Origin of the sequence: Herbaspirillum lusitanum P6-12 (genome assembly GCF_000256565.1) — a bacterium.
GTDB lineage: Bacteria > Pseudomonadota > Gammaproteobacteria > Burkholderiales > Burkholderiaceae_D > Herbaspirillum > Herbaspirillum lusitanum.
On record NZ_AJHH01000556.1, the window covers coordinates 1 to 20,962 of the forward strand.

Here is a 20,962-nt window from a genome sequence, read left to right on the forward strand (position 1 = left end):
TTTTCTTGAACAAGACAACACGGATTCGACATCGCCACTAATCTCCGCCCATACGCCGACATCGCTCGGCATCAAAAATAATCAGGAGACGAAGATGGATCGTGCGGGACTTCCCCCAGCCATTGGCGAAGACATGCTGCGCGCAGCAGTCGAATGGGCAATCGCTTCGCGGCGCAGCATTCGCGCTTTTCTTCCCACCGAGGTGCCGAGGGAGCAAATCGAAAACATCCTCAACATCGCCAGATTCGCCGCCACCGGAGTGAACCTGCAACCATGGCGCGTGCATGTCGTGACCGGCGACGCCAGGGAAAGACTGTGCTCTGCCATTCACAAGGTTGACAACGATCCTGCTCTGGCCGCTCAGCATCAGGATGAGTGGGACTACTACCCAACAAATTGGATATCTCCGTACATCGACAGGCGCCGCGACGTTGGCTGGAATCTCTATGGGCTTCTGGGAATCCAGAAGGGGGACAAAGAGCGCATGCATGCTCAGCACGGCCGCAACTACTCCTTCTTCGATGCGCCCGTCGGCTTGATCTTTACGGTCAATCGCGTGATGCGGCAGGGAAGCCTGCTCGATTGCGGCATGTTCATGCAGAACATCATGGTCGCCGCAAGAACACACGGCCTGAGCACCTGTCCGCAAGCCGCGTTCATGAAGTACCACAAGATCATCTCTGCCGAACTCGAATTCACCGCAGACGAAATGCTCGTTTGCGGCATGAGTTTGGGCCACGCAGCACCAGAAAAAATTGAAAACACCTTGATAACCAAACGCGAAGGAGTGGCTTCATTCACCAAGTTTCACAACAGGTAGCACCCACAATAAAACCGGAGGACGACATGCAACAGATTGACGTAATCAAATTGGCCAATGAAGCCAAATTCAATAAATTCCATCGCTTGATTCTGTTCTGGGGCGTGCTGATTCTCGTCCTGGACGGCTATGACCTGGCCGTCGTAGGTGCGGCACTTCCGTCCATCATGAAAGAGATGGGTGTCGATGCGTCGAGCGCCGGCTTCATGGCCAGTTCGGCCTTATTCGGCATGATGTTCGGCGCCATGTTTTTCGGCACATTGGCGGACAAGATTGGCCGCCCACTGATGCTGGCGGTCGGCGTAGGGACATTCAGTGTCTTCACTGCGGCGGCCGGCCTCGCACACGACCCGATAAGCTTCAGCGCTCTTCGCTTCCTGGCCGGCTTGGGCATTGGTGGAGTACTGCCGGTGGTCACTGCACAAATGGGCGAATTTTCCCCCGTAAAAGTTCGTGCTCGTCTCGTCACCCTTGTGTTCGCCGGATATTCTGTCGGCGGCGTCCTGGTCGCCCTGACCGGAAAACAGCTCATTGAGTCGTATGGCTGGCAATCGGTCTTCTTCGTCGCCGGTCTCCCTGTGCTGCTCATCCCTTTCATTCTGAAGACGATGCCTGAGTCGATGGCAACGCTGCACAGGAAAGGGCGTCAAGCCAGGCTGGCGGAAATTGCACTGAAAATCAATCCGGCACTTCGTTTGAACGGCAACGAGGAATTCATCCTGCCAGTCGCCGAACGCGTGGCCAATGCACCGGTGAAAATGCTTTTCGCCAACGGTCGCGGCTTCAGCACCTTGATGATCTGGGTCGCTTATTTCACCGGTCTGTTCATGGTCTATTCCCTGAGCTCGTGGCTGACCAAACTCATGGCGATGGCCGGTTACAGCCTGGGCTCCGCATTGAACTTTGTCCTGGTGTTCAACTTCGGCGCCATGGCAGGCGCCGTCGGCGGCGGCTGGCTCGGAGACAAATTCAACATCAAGCATGTGCTCGTTGCCTTCTACGTCGTGGGAGCCATTTCGCTGACCTTGATGGGATTCACCAAGGAGACCTGGTTGCTGTTTGCAGTCGTCTTCGTCGTTGGCGCCTCCACCCTTGGCACCCAGCTTCTGGCGTATGCATACGCGGGCGAGTTCTACCCGGTGGCTATCCGCTCCACCGGTGTCGGTTTCGCATCGGGCGTCGGGCGTCTTGGCGCCATCATTGCCCCAGTTCTGATTGGTGCATTGGTCACATTGAAACTTCCCCTGGAACAGAACTTCCTGGGCATCGCCGTGGCCGGCCTGATAGGCGCCGTTGCTGTGATGCTCATCAACCATGACCTTTCCGGAGCCAGGTCGACTACGGGACCGTCTTCGCAAACACAAACCGTTTGATGTAAAACTTAAGGAACAGAGATGGGAATCAAGGCTGGTGTATATGTCGTAACCGGAGGAGCATCGGGACTCGGGTCTGCCACTGCGCGCGCAATTGTCGCTGCGGGAGGCCTGGTCGTTCTGGCGGATGTGAATCCGGTTGCAGGAGCCAAAGCGGAAGCTGCACTCAGTGGGCACGCCAAGTTCATTCAAACCGACGTCACGAGCGAGAGTAGCGCCGCAGAGGCTTTTGCGGTTGCCAAATCCATGGGGAGTGTAGTCGGCCTCATCAACTGCGCCGGCATCGCACCAGCTGAGAAAGTATTAGGCAAGGAAGGTGTTCACCGGCTGGAAAGCTTTGTGCGTGCGGTGAACATCAACCTGATCGGGACCTTCAATATGGCGAGGCTTGCGGTTGAAGCCATCAGTGAGAATGAACCGTCTGAGAACGGAGAGCGAGGCGTCATCATCAATACCGCTTCCATCGCGGCGTTCGATGGCCAGGTTGGCCAGGCCGCTTATGCCGCCTCCAAAGGCGGAGTGGTCGCCATGACGTTGCCGCTGGCCAGGGAGTTGTCGCGATATGGCATCCGGGTGATGACCATCGCGCCCGGCATCATTGAAACCCCCATGATGCTCGACATGCCGGCTGAAGTCCTTTCCTCTCTGGGGAAAATGGTCCCGTTTCCACCTCGTCTGGGCAAGCCTTCAGAGTTCGCCTCGCTCGTGGAACACATCCTGGAAAACCGATACCTGAACGGCGAAGTCATCCGCATGGACGGCGCGCTGCGCATGGGTGCGAAGTAGCAATCCCTGCCGAAGTGAACAGCATCGTAGCTCTCCGTGATATTCAGGCGAACTTGCTGAAATCCGGTCGACGTTTTTCAAAAAATGCCGTGAAGGCTTCCTTGGCTTCCGGCGCGGTCAGCATTTTTGCGAAGTGTTCGATCTCGGCCGCCATCTGCGCTTCGGTGGCGGCGACGCGATTCTTCTTCATCAATTGCTTGGTGATGCGCACCGAGCTGGCCGGCAGTGCGGCCAGCTTGGCAGCCTGCTTTTGAGCGAACGGCTGCAATTCCTCCACCGTCAGCACGCGGTTGACGATGCCCATGGCGTGCGCTTCGGCGGCGTCGAAGGCCTCGCCCAGCAGCAGCTTTTCGGCGGCGCGCTGGTAGCCGGCGATATGCGGCAGCAGCAGCGATGAGGCGGCCTCCGGGCACAAACCCAGTTGCGTGAACGGCATCGAGAACTTGGCGTTGTCGGCGGCATAGACCAGGTCGCAATGCAGCAGCAAGGTAGTGCCGATGCCGACCGCAGCGCCCGACACGGCGGCCACGATGGGCTTGCTGACGTGACTGATCTCCCACAGGAACTGGAACACCGGCGCGTCCTTGCTGCTGGGCGGATTTTTGAGGAAGTCCTCGAGGTCGTTGCCGGCGGTGAAGATCTGCGGCTTGCCGGTGAACAGGATGGCGCGCACCGCGTTGTCGGTTTCGGCGTCCTTGAGGGCGTCGGCCAACTGCTGGTACATCGCGGCGGTGATGGCGTTCTTCTTTTCTTCGCGGTTGAAGGCGATGGTCAGGACGCCGTTGCTTTTGGTGAGTTCGATTTCCATATGTCTCCGATAAAAAAAGCCGCACGGCCAATGACTGTGCGGCTTGATTCCTAGCTTTGTCGTTTTGGTTCTGGCTTACATGCGTTCGAAAATACCTGCGGCACCCATGCCCGTGCCGACGCACATCGTCACCATGCCGTATTTCAGGTTCTTGCGACGCATCGCGTGGATGGTGGTCGCTGCACGAATCGCACCGGTCGCGCCGAGCGGATGGCCGAGTGCAATCGCGCCGCCCATCGGGTTGACCTTGGTTGGATCCAGGCCCAGATCCTGAATCACGGCCAACGCCTGCGCCGCGAAGGCTTCGTTGAGCTCGATCCAATCCAGCTGATCCTGGGTGATGCCGGCCGCGCGCAGGGCGACGGGGATGGCTTCCTTCGGACCGATGCCCATGATTTCCGGCGGCACGCCGCGTACGGCAAACGAGGCGAAGCGTGCCAGCGGGGTCAGGTTGAATTGCTTGAGGATCTTTTCCGAGACGATGATCAACGCGCCGGCGCCGTCCGAGGTCTGCGAGCTGTTGCCGGCGGTCACGCTGCCCTTGGCGGCGAAGACGGGCTTGAGCTTGGCCAGCGCGGCCAGGTTGGAATCGGCGCGCGGGCCTTCGTCCAGGCTGACGGTGCGGGTCTTGACGTCGATCTCGCCGGTGGCCAGATTGGGGAAGCGCTCGACGATCTCGAAGGAAGTCATCTCATCGGCGAATTCACCGGCCTCCTGGGCGGCGATGGCCTTCTGGTGCGAGGCCAGCGAGAACTCGTCCTGCGCTTCGCGCGAGACCTTCCACTGCTGCGCCACCTTCTCGGCGGTCAGGCCCATGCCGTAGGCCATGCCGATGTTTTCGTCCTTGAACGCGCCCATGTTGACCGACGGATGAAAGCCCATCATCGGCACCATCGACATCGACTCGGCGCCGCCGGCGATCATGACGTCGGCCTGGCCGACGCGAATGCGGTCCGCTGCCATCGCAATCGCGGTCACGCCGGATGCGCAATAGCGGTTGATGGTGACGCCGCCGATGGTGTTCGGCAAGCCGGCCAGCAGCACGGCGTTACGCGCCATATTGAGGCCTTGCGCGCCTTCAGGGAAAGAACAGCCGATGATGGCGTCTTCGATCAGTTTCGGATCGAGGCCCGGGACCTGGGCAATCGCAGATTGAATCGCGCGCACCAGCAGGTCGTCCGGGCGCACGTTCTTGAACATGCCGCGCGGCGCTTTGCCGATCGGGGTGCGCGTCGCAGCGACGATGTAGGCGTCTTGAAGTTGTTTGGTCATTTATGGCTCCTGATTTTCTATGTGGATGCGTGCAGTCGCGTGCATTAGTTACGAACCGGCTTGCCGGTTTGCATCATCCCCATGATTCGTTCCTGGGTCTTCGGATGGTTCAGCAGTTCCATGAACGCCTTGCGTTCCAGGTCCAGCAACCATTGCTCGTTGACCACGCTGCCCTCTTCGACTTCGCCGCCGCTGACGATCTCGGCGATCATCTGGCCCAGCTTGAAGTCGTGTGCGGAGATGAAGCCGCCGTCGCGCATGTTGACCAGTTGCGCCATGATGGTGCCGACGCCGTAGCGACCCACCACCGGCACTTGCGGCGCCAGCGCCGGACGGTAGCCGGAATCGGACATCGCCCGTGCTTCGACCTTGGCCACGTGCAGCAATTCGTAAGGATTGAAGACGATCACGTCATCCGCCTTGAGGTAACCCAGCTTGCGTGCTTCCAGCGCCGACTTGGAGACGTTGGCGGTGGCTGCGGCCAGCATGTAGTCCTTGAGGAATTGCAGGATGTCGTTGCCCTTGGCTTCCCTGGCGGCGCGCACGGCTGCTTCTTTCAGGCCGCCGCCGGCCGGAATCAGGCCGACGCCGACTTCCACCAGGCCGATGTAGGACTCGATCGAAGCAACCCGCTTGGCCGTATGCAGCAGCAATTCGCAACCGCCGCCCAGCGCCAGTCCGGCAACCGCAGCGACGACCGGCACGTTGGCGTACTTGAGGCGTTGATGCGCCTGTTGCAGGTGATGCACGACCGGCTCGATGGCCTTGACGCCACCCGACATGAACAGCGGCAGCATCGATTGCAGGTCGGCGCCGGCCGAGAATGCGCCGCCTTCGGCTGCATCCGCGTGCCAAATCACCAGGCCCTTGAAGTTTTTCTCGGCTTCGTCGAGGGCTTTGTTGATGCCGTCGATGACGCCCTGGCCGATGACGTGCATCTTGGTCTTGAAGGACAGGATCAGGACGTCGTCGTTCTGATGCCAGATGCGTACCGAGTCGTCTTCGAAGAAGGTGGTGCCGGCAGTCTTGCCATCGGCCGCGCCTTCGCCGACCAGCGGTGCGCGGAAGGCCTGGCGCTGGTAGACCGGCAGTTCGGAACGGGCAACGTTGGTTTTCTTCGATGGCGACCAGGAACCCTGTGCGCTGTGGACACCTTCACGGCCATCGAACACCCATGCCGGCAGCGGTGCCGTCGACAGTGCCTTGCCGGCGTCGATGTCTTCCTTGATCCAGGTGGCGACTTGCTGCCAGCCGGAAGCCTGCCAGGTCTCGAACGGACCGACGCTCCAGCCGAAGCCCCAGCGCATGGCGAAATCGAGGTCGCGCGCATTGTCGGCGACGGTTTCCAGATGCACGGCGATGTAGTGGAAGGCATCGCGGAAGATCGCCCACAGGAACTGGCCTTGCGGATTGGTGGAATCGTGCAGCGCCTTCATGCGCTTGACCGGATCCTTTTCTTTCAGGATGCGCGCAATGATGTCGTCGGCCTTGCCGCCGCCGGGGACGTAGTCGCCCTTGGCCGGATCGATGCGCAGGATGTCCTTGCCGACCTTCTTGTAGAAACCGGCGCCGCTCTTCTGGCCCAGCGCGCCCTGCTCGACCAGTTTGGCCAGCAACGGCGGCGTCGCATACGAGGAGAAGAACGGATCGTCCTTCAGGTTGTCCTGCATGGTCTTGATGACGTGGCCCATGGTGTCCAGGCCGACCACGTCCGCAGTGCGGAAAGTGCCCGACTTGGCGCGCCCCAGCTTGGCGCCGGTCAGGTCATCGACGACGTCGACCGACAGGCCGTATTTTTCCGCTTCGATGACGGTGGCCAGGATGCCGAACACGCCGACGCGGTTGGCCACGAAGTTGGGCGTATCGAATGCGCGCACGACGCCCTTGCCCAGCGTGGTGGTCAGGAAGGCTTCGAGCTGGTTGAGGATTTCCGGATTGGTGGTCGCGGTCGGAATCAGTTCGACCAGATGCATGTAGCGCGGCGGGTTGAAGAAGTGCACGCCGCAGAAGCGCGCTTTCAGTTCGGCGTCGAAGCCGTCCGACAGCGCGGTGATCGACAGGCCGGAAGTGTTGGAGGCGAAGATCGCGTTCGGTGCGATGTGCGGTGCGACCTTCTTGTACAGGTCGTGCTTCCAGTCCATGCGCTCGGCGATGGCTTCAATGATCAGGTCGCAACCCTTGAGCAATTCGATGTCGTCTTCGTAGTTGGCGACCTGGATCAGCGATGCATCTTCCTTGTTGCCCAAGGGCGCGGGGCTGAGTTTTTTCAGGTTTTCAATGGCGCGCTGGACGATGCCGTTTTTCGGGCCTTCCTTGGCCGGCAGGTCGAACAGGACGACCGGCACCTTGGCGTTGATGCAGTGCGCTGCAATCTGGGCGCCCATCACACCCGCGCCGAGAACGGCTACTTTTTTGACGATGAAGTTGGACACGCGTGTCTCCTTTTAGTGATGCAGAAATGAGGTCTGGCTAATCAGGAAGCGGAGGACATGACGACAAACCCGGAAAACCCCGACGGCTTGCGACACTCTACGCCTTCCCGCAATTTTTTACAGCATGCTGTGCAGTGATGACAGCAGCGTGACGGCGAGGTTCTGGAAACTTGCCTCGGCGTCACTGCACAGCTTGCCGGTTGAACGGTGACTTAGAACAGGTCCGCGTCCAGCGCCATCAGGTTGGCCGAGCCCGAACGCGCCTGGCGGATCAGGGTTGCAGTTTCCGGCAGCAGGCGGGCGAAGTAGAAGCGTGCCGTGGCCAGCTTGGACTTGTAGAAGCTGTCGCCGGAATCCTGCTTCTCCAGCGCGATCTTGGCCATTTGCGCGAAGAAGTAGGCGTAGACCAGATGGCCCACCACACGCAGGTATGGCACCGCGGCGGCGCCGACTTCGTCCGGATTCTGGAACGCCTTCATGCCGATTTCCATGGTCAGCTTGGACACCTTGTCGCCGATGTCGGCCAGCGGCGAGATGAACTCGGACATGGCTTCGTCGGTGCCGTTGTCTTCGATGAAGGCCTGCACTTGCGCGCCGAATTTTTTCAATTTTGCGCCGTTGTCCATCAGGATCTTGCGGCCCAGCAAATCCAGCGACTGGATGGTGTTGGTGCCTTCATAGATCATGTTGATGCGGGCGTCGCGCACGTATTGCTCCATGCCCCATTCGGAGATGTAGCCGTGGCCGCCGTAGACTTGCAAGCATTCGGAGGTGGCGATCCAGGCATTGTCGGTTATGAAGGCCTTGACGATCGGCGTCAGCAGCGCGACCTGGTCGGCGGCTTCCTTGCGGACTTCTTCGTCGGGATGATTCAGTTCCTTGTCCAGTTGCAGCGCGACGTAGGAGCAGAATGCGCGGCCGCCTTCGGCGTAGGCCTTGGCGGTCAGCAGCATGCGGCGCACGTCGGGGTGCACGATGATCGGATCGGCGGCCTTGTCCGGCGCCTTGACACCCGACAGGCTGCGCATCTGGATGCGGTCCTTGGCGTAGACCAGCGCGTTCTGGTACGCGACTTCGGTCAGGCCCAGGCCTTGCATGCCGACGCCCAGGCGGGCGGCATTCATGAACACGAACATCGCGTTCAACCCCTTGTGCGGCCCGCCGATCAGCCAGCCGACTGCGCCGTCCAGGTTCATCTGGCAGGTGGCGTTGCCGTGGATGCCCATCTTTTCTTCGATGGCGCCGCAGGCGATCGGGTTGCGCGCACCCAGCGAACCGTCGGCGTTCGGCATGAATTTCGGCACGATGAACAGCGAGATGCCCTTGGAGCCTTGCGGTGCATCCGGCAAGCGCGCCAGCACCAGGTGGACGATGTTGTCGGACATATCGTGCTCGCCGGCGGAGATGAAAATCTTGCTGCCGGTGATCTTGTAGGACCCGTCGGCCTGCGGCTCGGCCTTGGAGCGCAGCATGCCGAGGTCGGTGCCGCAGTGGGCTTCGGTCAGGCACATGGTGCCGGTCCACTCTCCGGAGATCAGCTTCGGCAGGTACAGCGCTTTTTGCTCGTCCGAACCGTGCGCGTGGATGCATTCGTAGGCGCCATGCGACAGGCCGGGATACATGGTCCAGGCCTGGTTCGACGAATTCAGCATTTCGTAGAAGGAGTTGTTCATCACCAGCGGCAAGCCCTGGCCGCCGAACTCCGGATCACAGGACAATGCCGCCCAGCCGGCTTCGACGTACTGCTTGTAGGCTTCCTTGTAGCCCTTCGGCGGCGTGACGGTCTTGGTTTCCTTGTTGTAGGTACAGCCTTCGCGGTCGCCCGAATGGTTCAGCGGGAACAATACCTGCGAGGTGAACTTGCCGCCCTCTTCCAGCACCTGGTCGATCAGTTCGCGGTTGGTGTCGGTGTGCGCCGGCAAGGTCTTGAGGACGTCTTCGACCTTCAGCAGTTCGTGCAGAACGAATTGCATGTCGCGAAGGGGGGCGTTGTATTGGGGCATGGTTGTCTCCGGCGGAACTGATAGAAATAATTCTGACTAAATCAAGCTGCTTTTTTTGCAGGCGGTTTTGTGGTTTTGCTGTTGGCGGTCTTGGCAGACGCGGAAATCTGCGGCACTTGCGGGTTGCGGTAACTGTCGATGAGGCGATCGAAACCGGCCTGCGCGCGTTCCACGCTGCCCGGGATCTTGAGGAAGCGTGCATCGTGATGCAGCGCCAGGATCAGGCCGTAGATTTCGTAGACCATCTGCTCGACATTGATGTCGCTGCGCAGGTGGCCCATTTCCATCGATTGATTGATGCAGCGGTGCAGCGCGTCGCGCCATGCCTGCACCATCGCCACCAGGTGATCGCGGATGGCGCCGGGACGGTCGTCGTATTCGACCGCGCCGCTGATGTAGATGCAGCCGAGCGCGATTTCCACGCTGACCAGCTTGACCCAGCGCGCGAACATGCCTTGCAGGCGCTGCAGGCCGCGCGGCTCCTTGATGCTGGGATAGAAAACTTCCTGCTCGAAACGATGGTGGTACAGGCGCACCACTTCGATCTGCAGGTCTTCGCGCGAGCCGAAATGGGCGAACACGCCGGATTTGCTCATCTTCATTTTTTCGGCGAGCAAACCGATGGTGAGGCCCTCAAGGCCGTCGCGGCTGGACAACTCCAATGCCATGTCAAGAATCGCGGCGCGCGTGAGCTCGCCCTTGCGCATGAACTTCGGCCGTGTCACGGATGATGATGTCTCAATCATTGCTGTATCTCGGAAAACGCCAACTTTTGGGTCTGCTGCACCGGGGTTTATTGTTGTCTTCGGCCTACCTGGGCAGCGCAGAATTTTTTATACGAACGGTCGTACTATTATTCATTGCCTGGTAAATGTCAAACGAAAAGTGAGGGCGTCATCAAATTGCAGCGAGGGCGGTGCTTGCGGGCCGGCAAGATCGCGATTTATCGCCGGCGGCGATGAGGCGTCAGGAGGACGATTGATCGAGCAAACGGCGGTCGCGCTTGGTCGGACGGCCTTTGAGCGCGGCCGTCGGTTCCTTGAAGAAATGGTTCTGTTCGGCAAGCAGGCGGCGCTTTTCCACGCTGGCGGCGGTTTCGCCATAGAGCCCCTGCGCCACGGCAGCCGAACCGCGCTTATCCGAAATGGCGCAGACCTGGACTTCCCATTCGGTGGCGCCGTTGTCGATCTGCAGCATGTCGCCGGCCTTGACGCCATGCGAAGGCTTGGTGCGCTCGCCGCGCAGCTTCACCTTGCCGCGCTCGACGGCGTCGGTGGCCAGCGAACGCATCTTGAAGAAGCGCGCCGCCCAAAGCCATTTATCGATGCGGGTGGTGTCCATGCCGGTTCAGATGAAATCGTGTCAAATGAAAATGCCGGCCCTGGAAGCTTCCGCAAGGCCGGCATGTTCTGCTGCATATGTTGCTCAGGGGCGCGCCGGGTTACAAACCCGACGAGGCATCAACGCTCAACCGCCAGCGCCACGCCCATGCCGCCGCCGATACACAGGCTGGCCAGACCGCGCTTGGCGTCGCGTCGGACCATTTCGTGCAGCAACGTGACCAGCACGCGGCAGCCTGACGCGCCGATCGGGTGGCCGATCGCAATCGCGCCGCCGTTGACGTTGATCTTGCTGGTGTCCCAACCCATTTGCTTGTTGACGGCAATCGCTTGCGCGGCAAAGGCTTCGTTGATTTCCATCAGGTCCAGGTCTTGCGGGGTCCAGCCGGCCTTCTTCAAGGTCAGTTGCGACGCCGGCACCGGGCCCATGCCCATGATGCTCGGATCCAGACCGGCCGAGGAATACGACTTGATCCTGGCCAGCACCGGCAGACCCAGCTCAGCAGCCAGCTTGGCCGAGGTCACCACCACGGCGGCGGCGCCATCGTTGATGCCCGAGGCGTTGCCGGCCGTCACCGTACCGGCCTTGTCGAAGGCCGGGCGCAGCGTGGCCAGGGATTCGGCGGTGACACCGTGCTTGACGAACTCGTCGGTGTCGAAAACGATGGTTTCCTTCTTGTTCTTGATCTCGATCGGGACGATTTCGTCCTTGAACTTGCCGGCCTTTTGCGCAGCTTCCGCCTTGTTTTGCGAAGCAGCGGCAAACTCGTCCTGCTCCTTGCGGGAGATGTCGTATTTCTTCGCGACGTTTTCAGCAGTGATGCCCATGTGGTACTGGTTGTAGACGTCCCACAGGCCGTCGACGATCATGGTGTCGGTCAGCTTGGCGTCGCCCATGCGGAAGCCGTCGCGCGAATTGTTCAGCACGTGCGGCGAGGCGCTCATGTTTTCCTGGCCGCCGGCAATCACGATCTGCGCGTCGCCGCACTTGATCGCCTGCGCCGCCAGTTGCACGGCTTTCAGGCCGCTGCCGCAGACCTTGCCGACCACGAAGGCCGGGACCATGTCGGGCAGGCCCGAGCGGATCACCGCCTGGCGCGCCGGGTTCTGGCCGACGCCGGCTGTCAGCACCTGGCCGAGGATGACTTCGCTGATGCTTTCCGGCTTGATGCCGGTCTTTGCCAGCAAGGCCTTGATGACTTGCGCGCCGAGATCCGAGGCGGCGATTTTCGACAAGGAACCGCCGAATTTACCGACCGCTGTTCTCTGTGCTGCAACAATGACGACGTCATCCATGTTTCACTCCTTTTGTTGAATTACCGAAGTCTTTCCGGGGGCGGACTGACTTGCTTGTTGAAATCCGGGACGTCCATCTTAGTCCATTTCAGGGGCGATGGCGATACGGTGGATTTTCGGTATGAACGTCGCAAATATTCAAATTTATTTATCTATGAAAAACGCCGCCGTCCTTGCGGAACAGCGGCGTTTTTCGATGCCGGGACTACCTTCCGGCGAGTATGGCCATGCTTATTTGCTGCCTGCCTTGAGCGCCGCAATTGCCTTCGCGACACCTGCGCCATAGGCCGGATCGGCCTTGGTGCAATTGTCGATATGGCGTTGCACGACCGGTTCCGAGGCGCCGTTGATGGCGCGCGCGGTGTTCTCGAACAGGACCTGCTGCTGGGCTGGCGTCATGAGCTGGAACAAGGCGCGCGGCTGCGAGTAGTAATCCTCGTCGACGCGGTGGTTCCAGTGATCGGCCGCGCCTTCCAGCGCCAGCGGCGGCTCGCTGAAGTCGGGCTGCTCCTGCCATTGACCGTAGCTGTTCGGCTCGTAGCCCAGGGTCGCGCCATGGTTGCCGTCAACGCGCATGGCGCCGTCGCGATGCGAAGTATGGACCGGGCAGCGCGCCGCATTGACCGGGATCTGATAGTGGTTCACGCCGAGACGATAGCGGTGCGCATCGCCGTACGAGAACAGACGGCCTTGCAGCATCCGGTCCGGCGAGAAGCCCACGCCCGGCACCACGTTGGCCGGCGAAAAAGCGGCCTGTTCGACTTCGGCAAAGTAGTTCTCCGGATTGCGGTTGAGTTCCAGCACGCCGACTTCAATTTCAGGATAGTCCTTGTGCGGCCACACCTTGGTCAGGTCGAACGGGTTGAGGTGATAAGAACCGGCTTCCTTCTCGGGCATGATTTGCACGAACAGCTTCCAGCGCGGAAAGTCCTTGTTCTCGATCGCATCGAACAAATCGCGCTGCGAGCTTTCGCGGTCGCGGCCGACCAGATCGGTGGCTTCGGCGTCGGTCAGATTCTGGATGCCTTGCTGGGTCTTGAAGGCGAACTTGACCCAGAAACGTTCGTTGGCGGCATTGATGAAGCTGAAGGTATGGCTGCCGAAACCGTGCATGTGGCGATACGAGCGCGGCAGGCCGCGGTCGCTCATGACGATGGTGATCTGGTGCAGCGCTTCGGGCAGCAGGGTCCAGTAATCCCAGTTGTTGTTGGCGCTGCGCAGGTTGGTCTTGGGATCGCGCTTGACGGCGCGGTTCAGGTCGGGGAATTTGTGCGGGTCGCGCATGAAGAACACCGGCGTGTTGTTGCCGACCAGGTCCCAATTGCCTTGTTCGGTATAGAACTTGATGGCGAAGCCGCGGATGTCGCGCTCGGCATCGGCCGCGCCGCGCTCGCCGGCCACGGTCGAGAAGCGCAGGAACAGGTCGGTTTTCTTGCCGACTTCGGAGAAGATCTTTGCCTTGGTGTATTTGGTGATGTCATGCGTCACGGTGAACGTGCCGTAGGCCGCCGAACCCTTGGCGTGCATGCGACGCTCGGGGATGACTTCACGGTCGAAATGGGCCAGCTTTTCGAGGAACCAGACGTCTTGCAGCAGCGCAGGACCGCGCGGACCTGCAGTTTGGATGTTGTTGTTGTCGGCGACCGGGGCGCCGGCCGAGGTGGTTAATTTATTGCTCATGTCACATCCCTTTAAAAAACCTAGGTTAGAAAACCCGCATCTGTCCCTGCGTGATGGCGGTGCTGCATGAACTTTAATTAAATTTATTGAAAATTAGAAATTGATTGTCTTTATTGATGGGATAGGAATTCCGTTCATGCCGGGAACGTCGCGCATTGAGCCGCATGTGCCGACAAAAGGGAAAGTGCATTATGACCCAGCCTTGTGCAAAGGCAATGACATGCAGCAGGAAGAGCTAAGCGTCCTGTCCCAGTGTGATGATGCGGATGATGCCGCGATACATCAGGAAGGCCGTGCCGTACCAGAGGCGCTTGTACCAGGGCGAATGCAGGAAGTCCTGCAACTGCACCAGCCGGCCCTCGCTCACCCCGATTTCGATCTCGGTGCGCAGGGTGGCGGCGAACGCGACGTCGCTGACGACGACGTTGGCTTCCTGATTCACGAACAGGCTGAGGCCGTCGTAGTTGCTGGAGCCGACCGTGGCCCACTCGTCGTCGATCACCGCGACCTTGGCATGCAGCTGGGTCTTGGTGTATTCGACGATGCGCACACCGGCCTTGAGCAGTTTCGGATAGAAGGAATGCGCCACCGCATCCTGCAGGTAAAACTGTCCGACGCCCAGCAGCAGCGTCACGCGCACACCGCGCAGGGCGGCTTCTTCCAGCGCGCGACGCAGCTTGCGGCCGGGCGCGAAATACGGATTGGTCAGGAACGCCGTCTCGCGCGCGCGGCCCAGCGCCTGCAGGTAAGCGCGCTGGATGGTGCGGCGATTGCGCAGGTTGTCGCGCACCACCAGTCCGGCCAGCGCCTGGCCCGGCTCGGTGTCGTGCCGGGTGTAGCGTCCCATCTTGAAACGATCCCAGCGCGCGCGCAGCTTCATCTTGCCGATGCGTATCCACTGGTCCAGCATTTCCCGATGGATCGCCTCCACCAGCGGGCCGCTGATGCGCACCGCAAAATCCCAGCGCGGCGCCGGCAAAGGCACGCGGCGCGCATCGTCGGAAAAGAAATCGTCGTTGATGTTGAGGCCGCCCGCGAACGCACACTTGCGATCGACCACGCACAGCTTGCGATGGCTGCGCGCCACGCCGCGCCGGAACCAGGGATTGAACGAGCGATGCTGGACGCCGGCGGCGGTGAACGTGGCCTTGAGCTGCTTACTTTCAACCCGGCCGGTACCGATCCAGTCGGTGATGACGCTGACCACGACGCCGCGTTGCGCCGCGCGGACCAAGGCATCGCGCACCAGGATGCCGGTGTCGTCGATGCTGAAAATATAGGTTTCGAGATAGATCTCGACGCGTGCTTCGTCGATGGCGGCGATCAGCGCCGGGAAGAATTCCGCACCACAACGCAGTAGCTCGACATGGTTGTCGCCGCTATAACTGATTACGCGCATGGCATATCCGCACGATGCGCGCGATGGCGAAAATCGAGAAGGGAAGCAGTCAAGTGGAGGCTGACGAAAGTTGAACTGTCGTCATTTTAAGCGCAAGGTGCTGACAATGGGAGCGTGATCCGACAGGTTGGCCCACAGCCCGCCCCGCATGACTTCCGCCGATTCGACTTCGAAACCGCGCAGATAAATACGATCCAGCCGCAGCATCGGCATCGAGGCCGGGAAGGTACGCGCCGGCTGAATCACCGGCCGCATGCCGCCGAGCTTGCGCAGGTAGCCCATGAGGCCGTGCGCGGAGCCGTGCTGTTCGAACACCTCGCTCACGCCAAGACGGATACGCAGGAATTCGCTGAGCTTGTTGCCCCAGTCGTTGAAGTCGCCGGCGATGATGACCGGCGCATCCGGCGGCGACGAAGCGCGCACCGCTTCGATCAGCGCGGCGGTCTGACGGCGGCGACCGCCCGCGAACAGGCCAAGGTGGATCACGTAGCAATGCACCGGTACACCCTCGATCTCGACCACGCAATGCAGGATGCCGCGCGATTCGTAGGCATGATCGGACACGTCCTGGTTACGCGCCGAGGCGATCGAGAAGCGCGACAGCAAGGCATTGCCGTGATGGCCGTGGTCGTACACCGCATTCACGCCATACGCTGCATGATGCGATTCGCCCGCGAGGTATTCATGCTGGGCCTGCTGCGGCCAGAGCGCCGCGTGGCGCAGCGCGATGCGGTCGTGGCGCCCCTGTACTTCCTGCAGGAACACCAGGTCGGCGTCAAGTTGCGCCAGCGCCTGCTTGAGCGCGTGGATGCGCGGGCGTCCGCTGAACGAGGTGACGCCCTTGTGGATGTTGTAAGTGGCTATGCGTAACTTCATACGATCGGCAAAACCTCTTGGTTATTTCAATTGAACTGCGTCAAATGTAACTGTGTGCAAATGGAACTGCAGCCATCGACCACGTGATCACATGGTGCGTGTCGAGGACTTAAATGTATCGCGGCAGCTGCAGGATCGCTTCTGCATTCGACGGCGAAAAACACTGGTCGGCCGCAGCGCGATACGGCAGCCACTGATAGCGCGTATGCTCGCGCGGCGCCAGCGTCACCGGAATCCCTTGCGGCACCAGCAGCCCGAACACATGCTCGATATTGCGCGTCACGCCGGGCGCGTAGCGATGGCGCCAGACCGGATAGATTTCATAATCGTTCGACAACTTCCAATCGCTCAGATGATCGCACGGAACACGATTGGGGACTGTCGGCGAAACACTGATTTCGTCGCTAATCACAATCCCGGTCTCTTCGCCGACTTCGCGTCGCGCAGTCAGCATCAGGGGCTCGTCCGGCGTGTCCTTGGAGCCCGTGACCGATTGCCAGTAGCCGGCCTTGTCGGTGCGTTCGATCAGCAGCACGTCGAGCGCTGCGGTGTAGATGACGACCAGGACGGACTCGGGGATTTTAAAGGGACGGTTCATTTTTCTTGAGCATGTAACAAGTTGCCAACACCCATTGTATCCGTATCCCCTGCCGCGCGATCAGCCGGCCACGGCGACGGCGCTCTCCTCGACCAGCCAGTTGCGGAAACTGCGCGCCGCCGCGTGTTCGATGCGGTCGCGCGGCCACACCGCATAGTAGCCGCCGCCAAGGCTGGCGCTGGCTTCGCAGGCGCGCACCAGCAAACCCTCGCGCATGCAGGCGTCGATCATGTGGCGCCAGGCCAGCACGATGCCGTGGCCTTCCATCGCCAGCTGCAGCAGGATGGGATATTGATTGGACAGGATCTGGTGCTCGATGCGGGCCTCGCCGAGATCGTTCTGCGCCATCCAGTTTTGCCAGGACATCCACTGGCGTTGGCCGTCTTCCTGCATCAGCAGGGTTTCCTGCAGCAAGTCGCGCGGCTCCAGCGTGCGGCCTGCGAGATAGGCCGGCGAACACACCGGGAACACTTCTTCGTCATACAGCCGGCGCGCCGCAGGCCGGATGGCGGACCGTCGCGCAGGAAGTAGATGGCCATGTCGAAATCGGTTTCCGACAAGGCCGCGAGGCTGTCGTTGACGATCAGGCGCAGATGGCATTCCGGCTGCAGCGCGCGGAACCGCGCCAGCCGCGGCGTCAGCCACAGCACCGCGACGCCGGAGGAACAGGCCACCGTGAGTTCGCTGTGCCCCTTGCGCTTCATGATGTCTTCGGTGACTTCGGCGCAACCGACCAGCAGGCGCTGCACCTCTTCGGCGTAGCGTTGCCCGCTGACGGTCAGGCGCAAAGCGCGCGGCTCACGGATGAACAGCTTCTTGCCGAGAAAACGCTCCAGCTGCGCAATCTGGCGACTGATGGCGCTTTGCGTCAGGTGAAGTTCCGCCGCAGCGCGCGTGAAGCTGCTGTGCCGCATGGCAGCTTCAAACGCGATCAGCGACGGTAGAGGAGGAAGTGGAGAAATACGCATGATGGCAGCCCGTGTTGAACAACTCAGAGCCCCATCATAGAGCGAAAAACATGCCCGCCCGGATTCAACGCGGGCTGTACGTGCTGCGCGCGTTGTAGGTGTTGCACGTGTTGCGATGCACGTAACCTCCCTGCATCACCAGCGACAGATGCTCGCCCTGCCCGGCCAGCAAATGGATATCGTCCAGCGGATTACCGTCGACCACGATCAGATCGGCCAGCGCGCCGGCGCGCACGGTGCCCAGCTCGCCTTCGCGCTGCAGGATGGCGGCGGCAATCGAGGTCGCCGAGCGGATCGCTTCCAGGTTGCCGAGAATCTCGGCGCGGATGACGAATTCCTGTGACTGGTCCTGATGCATCTCGCCCAGCAGGTCGGAGCCGAAACCCATCTGGACGCCGTGTTCGGCATAAATCTTCAGCGAATCGCGGCCGGCCTGGCGCACCGATTCGATCTTGGCCACCGAGTCGGCCGGCAAGCCGAGACGCGCACCGTCGCGCGCCAGCGAGTCGTAAGTCACCAGCGTCGGCACCACGAAGGCGCCGTGCTCGCGCATCACGCGCGCCGCGTCGGCATCGACCAGGTTGCCGTGCTCGATGGTGCGCACGCCGCAGCGTACCGCGCGCGAAATCGCCCGGCCGGTGTAGGCATGCGCCATGACGTAGGTCTGCGCGGCCTCGGCTTCGGCCACGATGGCGCGGATTTCATCTTCGCTGTATTGCGTGTTGCCGATCGGGTCGGTCGGCGAGGCGACGCCCCCGGACGCCATGATCTTGATCTGCGTCGCGCCCTTCTGGATTTCTTCACGGGCAGCAAGTCGCACCGCGTCGACGCCGTCGGCCACGCGGGCAATCGATCGCGTCGAAGTCGATCGCCTGTTCGAGGAAGGGGTGATGCGCGCACAGCCCCAGGCTCTTGGACGACAGGTCCGAGGGCGACATGGCCGACAACATCAGGTGCATCCAGTCGTTCCATGCGCCCGACGCTTCGGCGAAGCGCTGCGTGAAGACGTCGAGGAAAGGATTGCCGGCGCGCGCCGGCCATGTTGGGCAAACCGGCCAATTGCGGCATCTGCGGCAACTGTGGCATCTGAGGCATCTGAGGCATTTGCGCTGGCACCTGGTCGCGGAAACTGCGCGCGCCCTGGCCGGGCTTGTTGAAGATCTTGTAGTTGACCGGGAACATCTTGTAGATGCTGTCGGCGACGCCGACCTCGGCCCAACGCACCAGCGCCTCGCGCGGCGTGCAACCCAGCGGCGCCTGATACAGCAAGCCCATGAGCACGCCGGCGCCGGAGGCCGAGATGACGTCGAACTCGATGCCCTCGTCGAGGAACGCCGTCAGCGCGCCCGCGATCAAGGTTGAATTCGGCGCACCGCCGCCGATTATCAATGCTTTTTTTCCCGCCCTGTACTGATTGGTCATATGAGCCTCTCAGATTCCCGTTGTGTTTTTGAAGCAGCGCCCTTTATGGAAAAAGGAATGATGCACTGCAAAATTTCTGTGTCAGGGAAATATAGCCTCAAAGAAACTGAAAGGAATGTACCGCGGAGATTTAATTAACGCATATCTGGTATTCAACGGATGGATATCCGCAACACTACAAGGCTTTGCAGCGGATTGACGTTTTGACATGTACGTAATAACGGAGAAACTTTGTCACGCTGCCGTTCCCATGTCATGCGCAGGTGAGGGTTCAAATGAAGCCCGGCGCGGAAGGCGCAGGAGCACGGCTCCAGCACATCCGAACGCGGACGGAAATCGCCATGGCCGCCGGTCTGCGACAAGGCCTTGCCGGACGGGAAAATGCGCGGTCCCGGCACCAGCCCGATGGCGATGGCTTGCGCCAGTCCCCAGTCGGCGCCGCCGGCATCGCGCACGGTCGTGAAGCCCCGGTTGAGCATGGCTTCGACAATCGGCAAGGCGCGGATCGACGTCAGCGAGCCCGGCTGCAAGGCATTCGCGCCCAGGTTCGCCAGCGAGGCCAGCACATGCACGTGGCAGTCGATCAGTCCCGGCATCACGGTCTTGCCAGTCACATCGATGCGCTGCATATCGGAGGCATTCGGCGCATCGATAGGCGTCGCAGAGACGTCGACGATGCGGTCGTTTTCAATCAGGACGTCATGGCGGAGCAGCAGGCTGCCGTGCGCCGGATCGAGGACGTTGCCGCCCTGCAGGAGAATCTTGGTCATGGAAAAATCAAATCTGAAAATTGAAAGCTGAAACTGAGGCTGAAACTAAAGCTGATCCTGAGCGCGTTGCAAATACGCAGGCTCACGCACGAAGCGCGTGCCCACCAGGCTGATGGCGGCCGCGATCATCACGTAGAACGCCGGCGCCATGGTGCTGCCGGTGGCGGCGATCAGGCCGGTGATGATGAAGGAAGCAAAGCCGCCGAAAATCGTCACCGCCAGGTTGTAGGCCACCGACAGGCCGGTCGACAGCACCTTGGCCGGGAACAACTCGGAGAATGCCGCCAGGATCGGACCGGTGTACGTCGCGATCAGGATGCCGAACACCAGTTGGAAAACCAGCAGCGAGCCAAGGCCGGGCGCATGGTTGATGTAGGCGAACATCGGATACGCCAGCAGCAGGATCAGCAGCGCTGCACCCGACAGCAGGCCGCGACGGCCGTAGCGATCGGCGATGCGGCCGACCACCGGCGCGAACACCATGATGCACAGACCGCCCACCATGCCGGCGATGAAACCGGTCGATTGCGGCAGCTTCAACACCTTGATCGAATAAGTCGGCATGTAGAACAGCAACACGTAGGTACAGACCGTCCACAGGATGACCATCGAGAAACTCGCCGTGGTTTCGCGCGGATAGTTGCGGATGATTTCCTTGAGCGGAGAATCGGTCTTGTCCTTGGCTTCGAGGAAGGCCGGCGTTTCATCGAGGTGATGGCGGATGTAGTAGCCGACCGGGCCGATGATGATGCCCAGCAGGAACGGCAGGCGCCAGCCCCAGCTCGCCAGCGCTTCCGGGCTCAGGCTGCTGGTGACATAGCTGCCGACAGCGGCGCCCAGCAGCACGGCCACGCCGATGCTGGCCTGGATCCAGCTGGAATAAAAAGCGCGCTCCCTGACCGGCGCATATTCAGTCAGGAAAGCAGTGGCGCTGCCCATTTCGCCGCCGGCCGAGAAGCCCTGCAGCAGGCGCGCCACCACGATGATCAGCGGTGCGAACAGGCCGATCTGTTCATATGTCGGCGCGATGCCGATCAGCGTCGTGCCGGCCGCCATCAGCAGGATGGTCAGCGACAGCGCCGCCTTGCGGCCGCCGGCGTCGAGATCGGCCATCAGCGT

At 61.0% G+C, this 20,962-nt stretch carries 15 protein-coding genes and 4 pseudogenes; 3 read left to right on the top strand and 16 right to left on the bottom strand.

What is annotated here, in order from left to right:
- Window positions 1-133 precede the first annotated feature (133 nt).
- From HLUSI_RS0118460 to HLUSI_RS0118470, 3 genes are read left to right on the top strand one after another with little or no spacing between them, the layout of a single operon-like run.
- Window positions 134-820, top strand: a complete 687-nt coding sequence (locus HLUSI_RS0118460) for a nitroreductase (RefSeq protein ID WP_414087120.1) — start codon at window positions 134-136, stop codon at window positions 818-820.
- A gap of 26 nt (window positions 821-846) precedes the next feature.
- A complete protein-coding gene (locus tag HLUSI_RS0118465; protein WP_016835362.1) occupies window positions 847-2,193 on the top strand; it encodes an MFS transporter in 1,347 nt (448 codons plus the stop codon).
- A 21-nt stretch (window positions 2,194-2,214) separates the two neighbouring features.
- Entirely contained in the window at window positions 2,215-2,979 is a 765-nt protein-coding gene (locus HLUSI_RS0118470) for an SDR family NAD(P)-dependent oxidoreductase (RefSeq protein ID WP_016835363.1), read from the top strand.
- Between the two features lie 43 nt (window positions 2,980-3,022).
- Here the strand turns inward: HLUSI_RS0118470 and HLUSI_RS0118475 are convergent, their stop codons facing one another.
- From HLUSI_RS0118475 to HLUSI_RS29520, 16 genes and pseudogenes are all read right to left on the bottom strand, one after another.
- Window positions 3,023-3,787, bottom strand: a complete 765-nt coding sequence (locus HLUSI_RS0118475; protein ID WP_016835364.1) for an enoyl-CoA hydratase — start codon at window positions 3,785-3,787, stop codon at window positions 3,023-3,025.
- Between the two features lie 75 nt (window positions 3,788-3,862).
- A complete protein-coding gene (locus HLUSI_RS0118480; RefSeq protein WP_016835365.1) occupies window positions 3,863-5,059 on the bottom strand; it encodes an acetyl-CoA C-acyltransferase in 1,197 nt (398 codons plus the stop codon).
- Window positions 5,060-5,103: 44 nt separating this feature from the next.
- Window positions 5,104-7,491 (bottom strand): 3-hydroxyacyl-CoA dehydrogenase/enoyl-CoA hydratase family protein, encoded by a 2,388-nt coding sequence (locus tag HLUSI_RS0118485; protein ID WP_016835366.1) that lies wholly within the window; start codon window positions 7,489-7,491, stop codon window positions 5,104-5,106.
- A 212-nt stretch (window positions 7,492-7,703) separates the two neighbouring features.
- Window positions 7,704-9,494 carry an acyl-CoA dehydrogenase C-terminal domain-containing protein gene (locus HLUSI_RS0118490; RefSeq protein WP_016835367.1) on the bottom strand — a complete coding sequence of 597 codons (1,791 nt, stop codon included), beginning with the start codon at window positions 9,492-9,494 and terminating at the stop codon, window positions 7,704-7,706.
- A 41-nt stretch (window positions 9,495-9,535) separates the two neighbouring features.
- The gene (locus HLUSI_RS0118495; protein ID WP_029363745.1) at window positions 9,536-10,240 is read right to left on the bottom strand and encodes a TetR/AcrR family transcriptional regulator; all 705 of its coding nucleotides are present in this window, start codon (window positions 10,238-10,240) and stop codon (window positions 9,536-9,538) included.
- Window positions 10,241-10,460: 220 nt separating this feature from the next.
- Window positions 10,461-10,835 carry an RNA-binding S4 domain-containing protein gene (locus HLUSI_RS0118500; RefSeq protein WP_016835369.1) on the bottom strand — a complete coding sequence of 125 codons (375 nt, stop codon included), beginning with the start codon at window positions 10,833-10,835 and terminating at the stop codon, window positions 10,461-10,463.
- Window positions 10,836-10,954: 119 nt separating this feature from the next.
- Complete coding sequence (locus HLUSI_RS0118505) at window positions 10,955-12,130, bottom strand: acetyl-CoA C-acetyltransferase (RefSeq protein ID WP_016835370.1); 1,176 nt, start codon at window positions 12,128-12,130, stop codon at window positions 10,955-10,957.
- 231 nt (window positions 12,131-12,361) lie between these two features.
- The gene (locus tag HLUSI_RS0118510; RefSeq protein WP_016835371.1) at window positions 12,362-13,810 is read right to left on the bottom strand and encodes a catalase; all 1,449 of its coding nucleotides are present in this window, start codon (window positions 13,808-13,810) and stop codon (window positions 12,362-12,364) included.
- A 235-nt stretch (window positions 13,811-14,045) separates the two neighbouring features.
- Window positions 14,046-15,209, bottom strand: coding sequence for a cardiolipin synthase ClsB (gene clsB / locus HLUSI_RS0118515; RefSeq protein WP_016835372.1), 1,164 nt, complete (start codon window positions 15,207-15,209; stop codon window positions 14,046-14,048).
- An 81-nt stretch (window positions 15,210-15,290) separates the two neighbouring features.
- Window positions 15,291-16,085 carry an endonuclease/exonuclease/phosphatase family protein gene (locus HLUSI_RS0118520; protein WP_016835373.1) on the bottom strand — a complete coding sequence of 265 codons (795 nt, stop codon included), beginning with the start codon at window positions 16,083-16,085 and terminating at the stop codon, window positions 15,291-15,293.
- A 109-nt stretch (window positions 16,086-16,194) separates the two neighbouring features.
- Window positions 16,195-16,683, bottom strand: a complete 489-nt coding sequence (nudB, locus tag HLUSI_RS0118525; RefSeq protein ID WP_016835374.1) for a dihydroneopterin triphosphate diphosphatase — start codon at window positions 16,681-16,683, stop codon at window positions 16,195-16,197.
- 60 nt (window positions 16,684-16,743) lie between these two features.
- A pseudogene (locus HLUSI_RS29505) lies at window positions 16,744-17,651 on the bottom strand (LysR substrate-binding domain-containing protein).
- A 64-nt stretch (window positions 17,652-17,715) separates the two neighbouring features.
- A pseudogene (locus tag HLUSI_RS29510) lies at window positions 17,716-18,504 on the bottom strand (metal-dependent hydrolase family protein); the annotation flags it as partial.
- Window positions 18,503-19,073, bottom strand: a pseudogene (locus tag HLUSI_RS34995) (patatin-like phospholipase domain-containing protein); the annotation flags it as partial. The pseudogenes HLUSI_RS34995 and HLUSI_RS29510, both read right to left, overlap by 2 nt.
- A gap of 281 nt (window positions 19,074-19,354) precedes the next feature.
- Window positions 19,355-19,843, bottom strand: a pseudogene (locus tag HLUSI_RS29515) (amidohydrolase family protein); the annotation flags it as partial.
- Between the two features lie 45 nt (window positions 19,844-19,888).
- Window positions 19,889-20,962, bottom strand: a 1,074-nt coding sequence (locus HLUSI_RS29520) for an MFS transporter (protein WP_016835376.1), incomplete at its 5' end; no start/stop codon positions are given.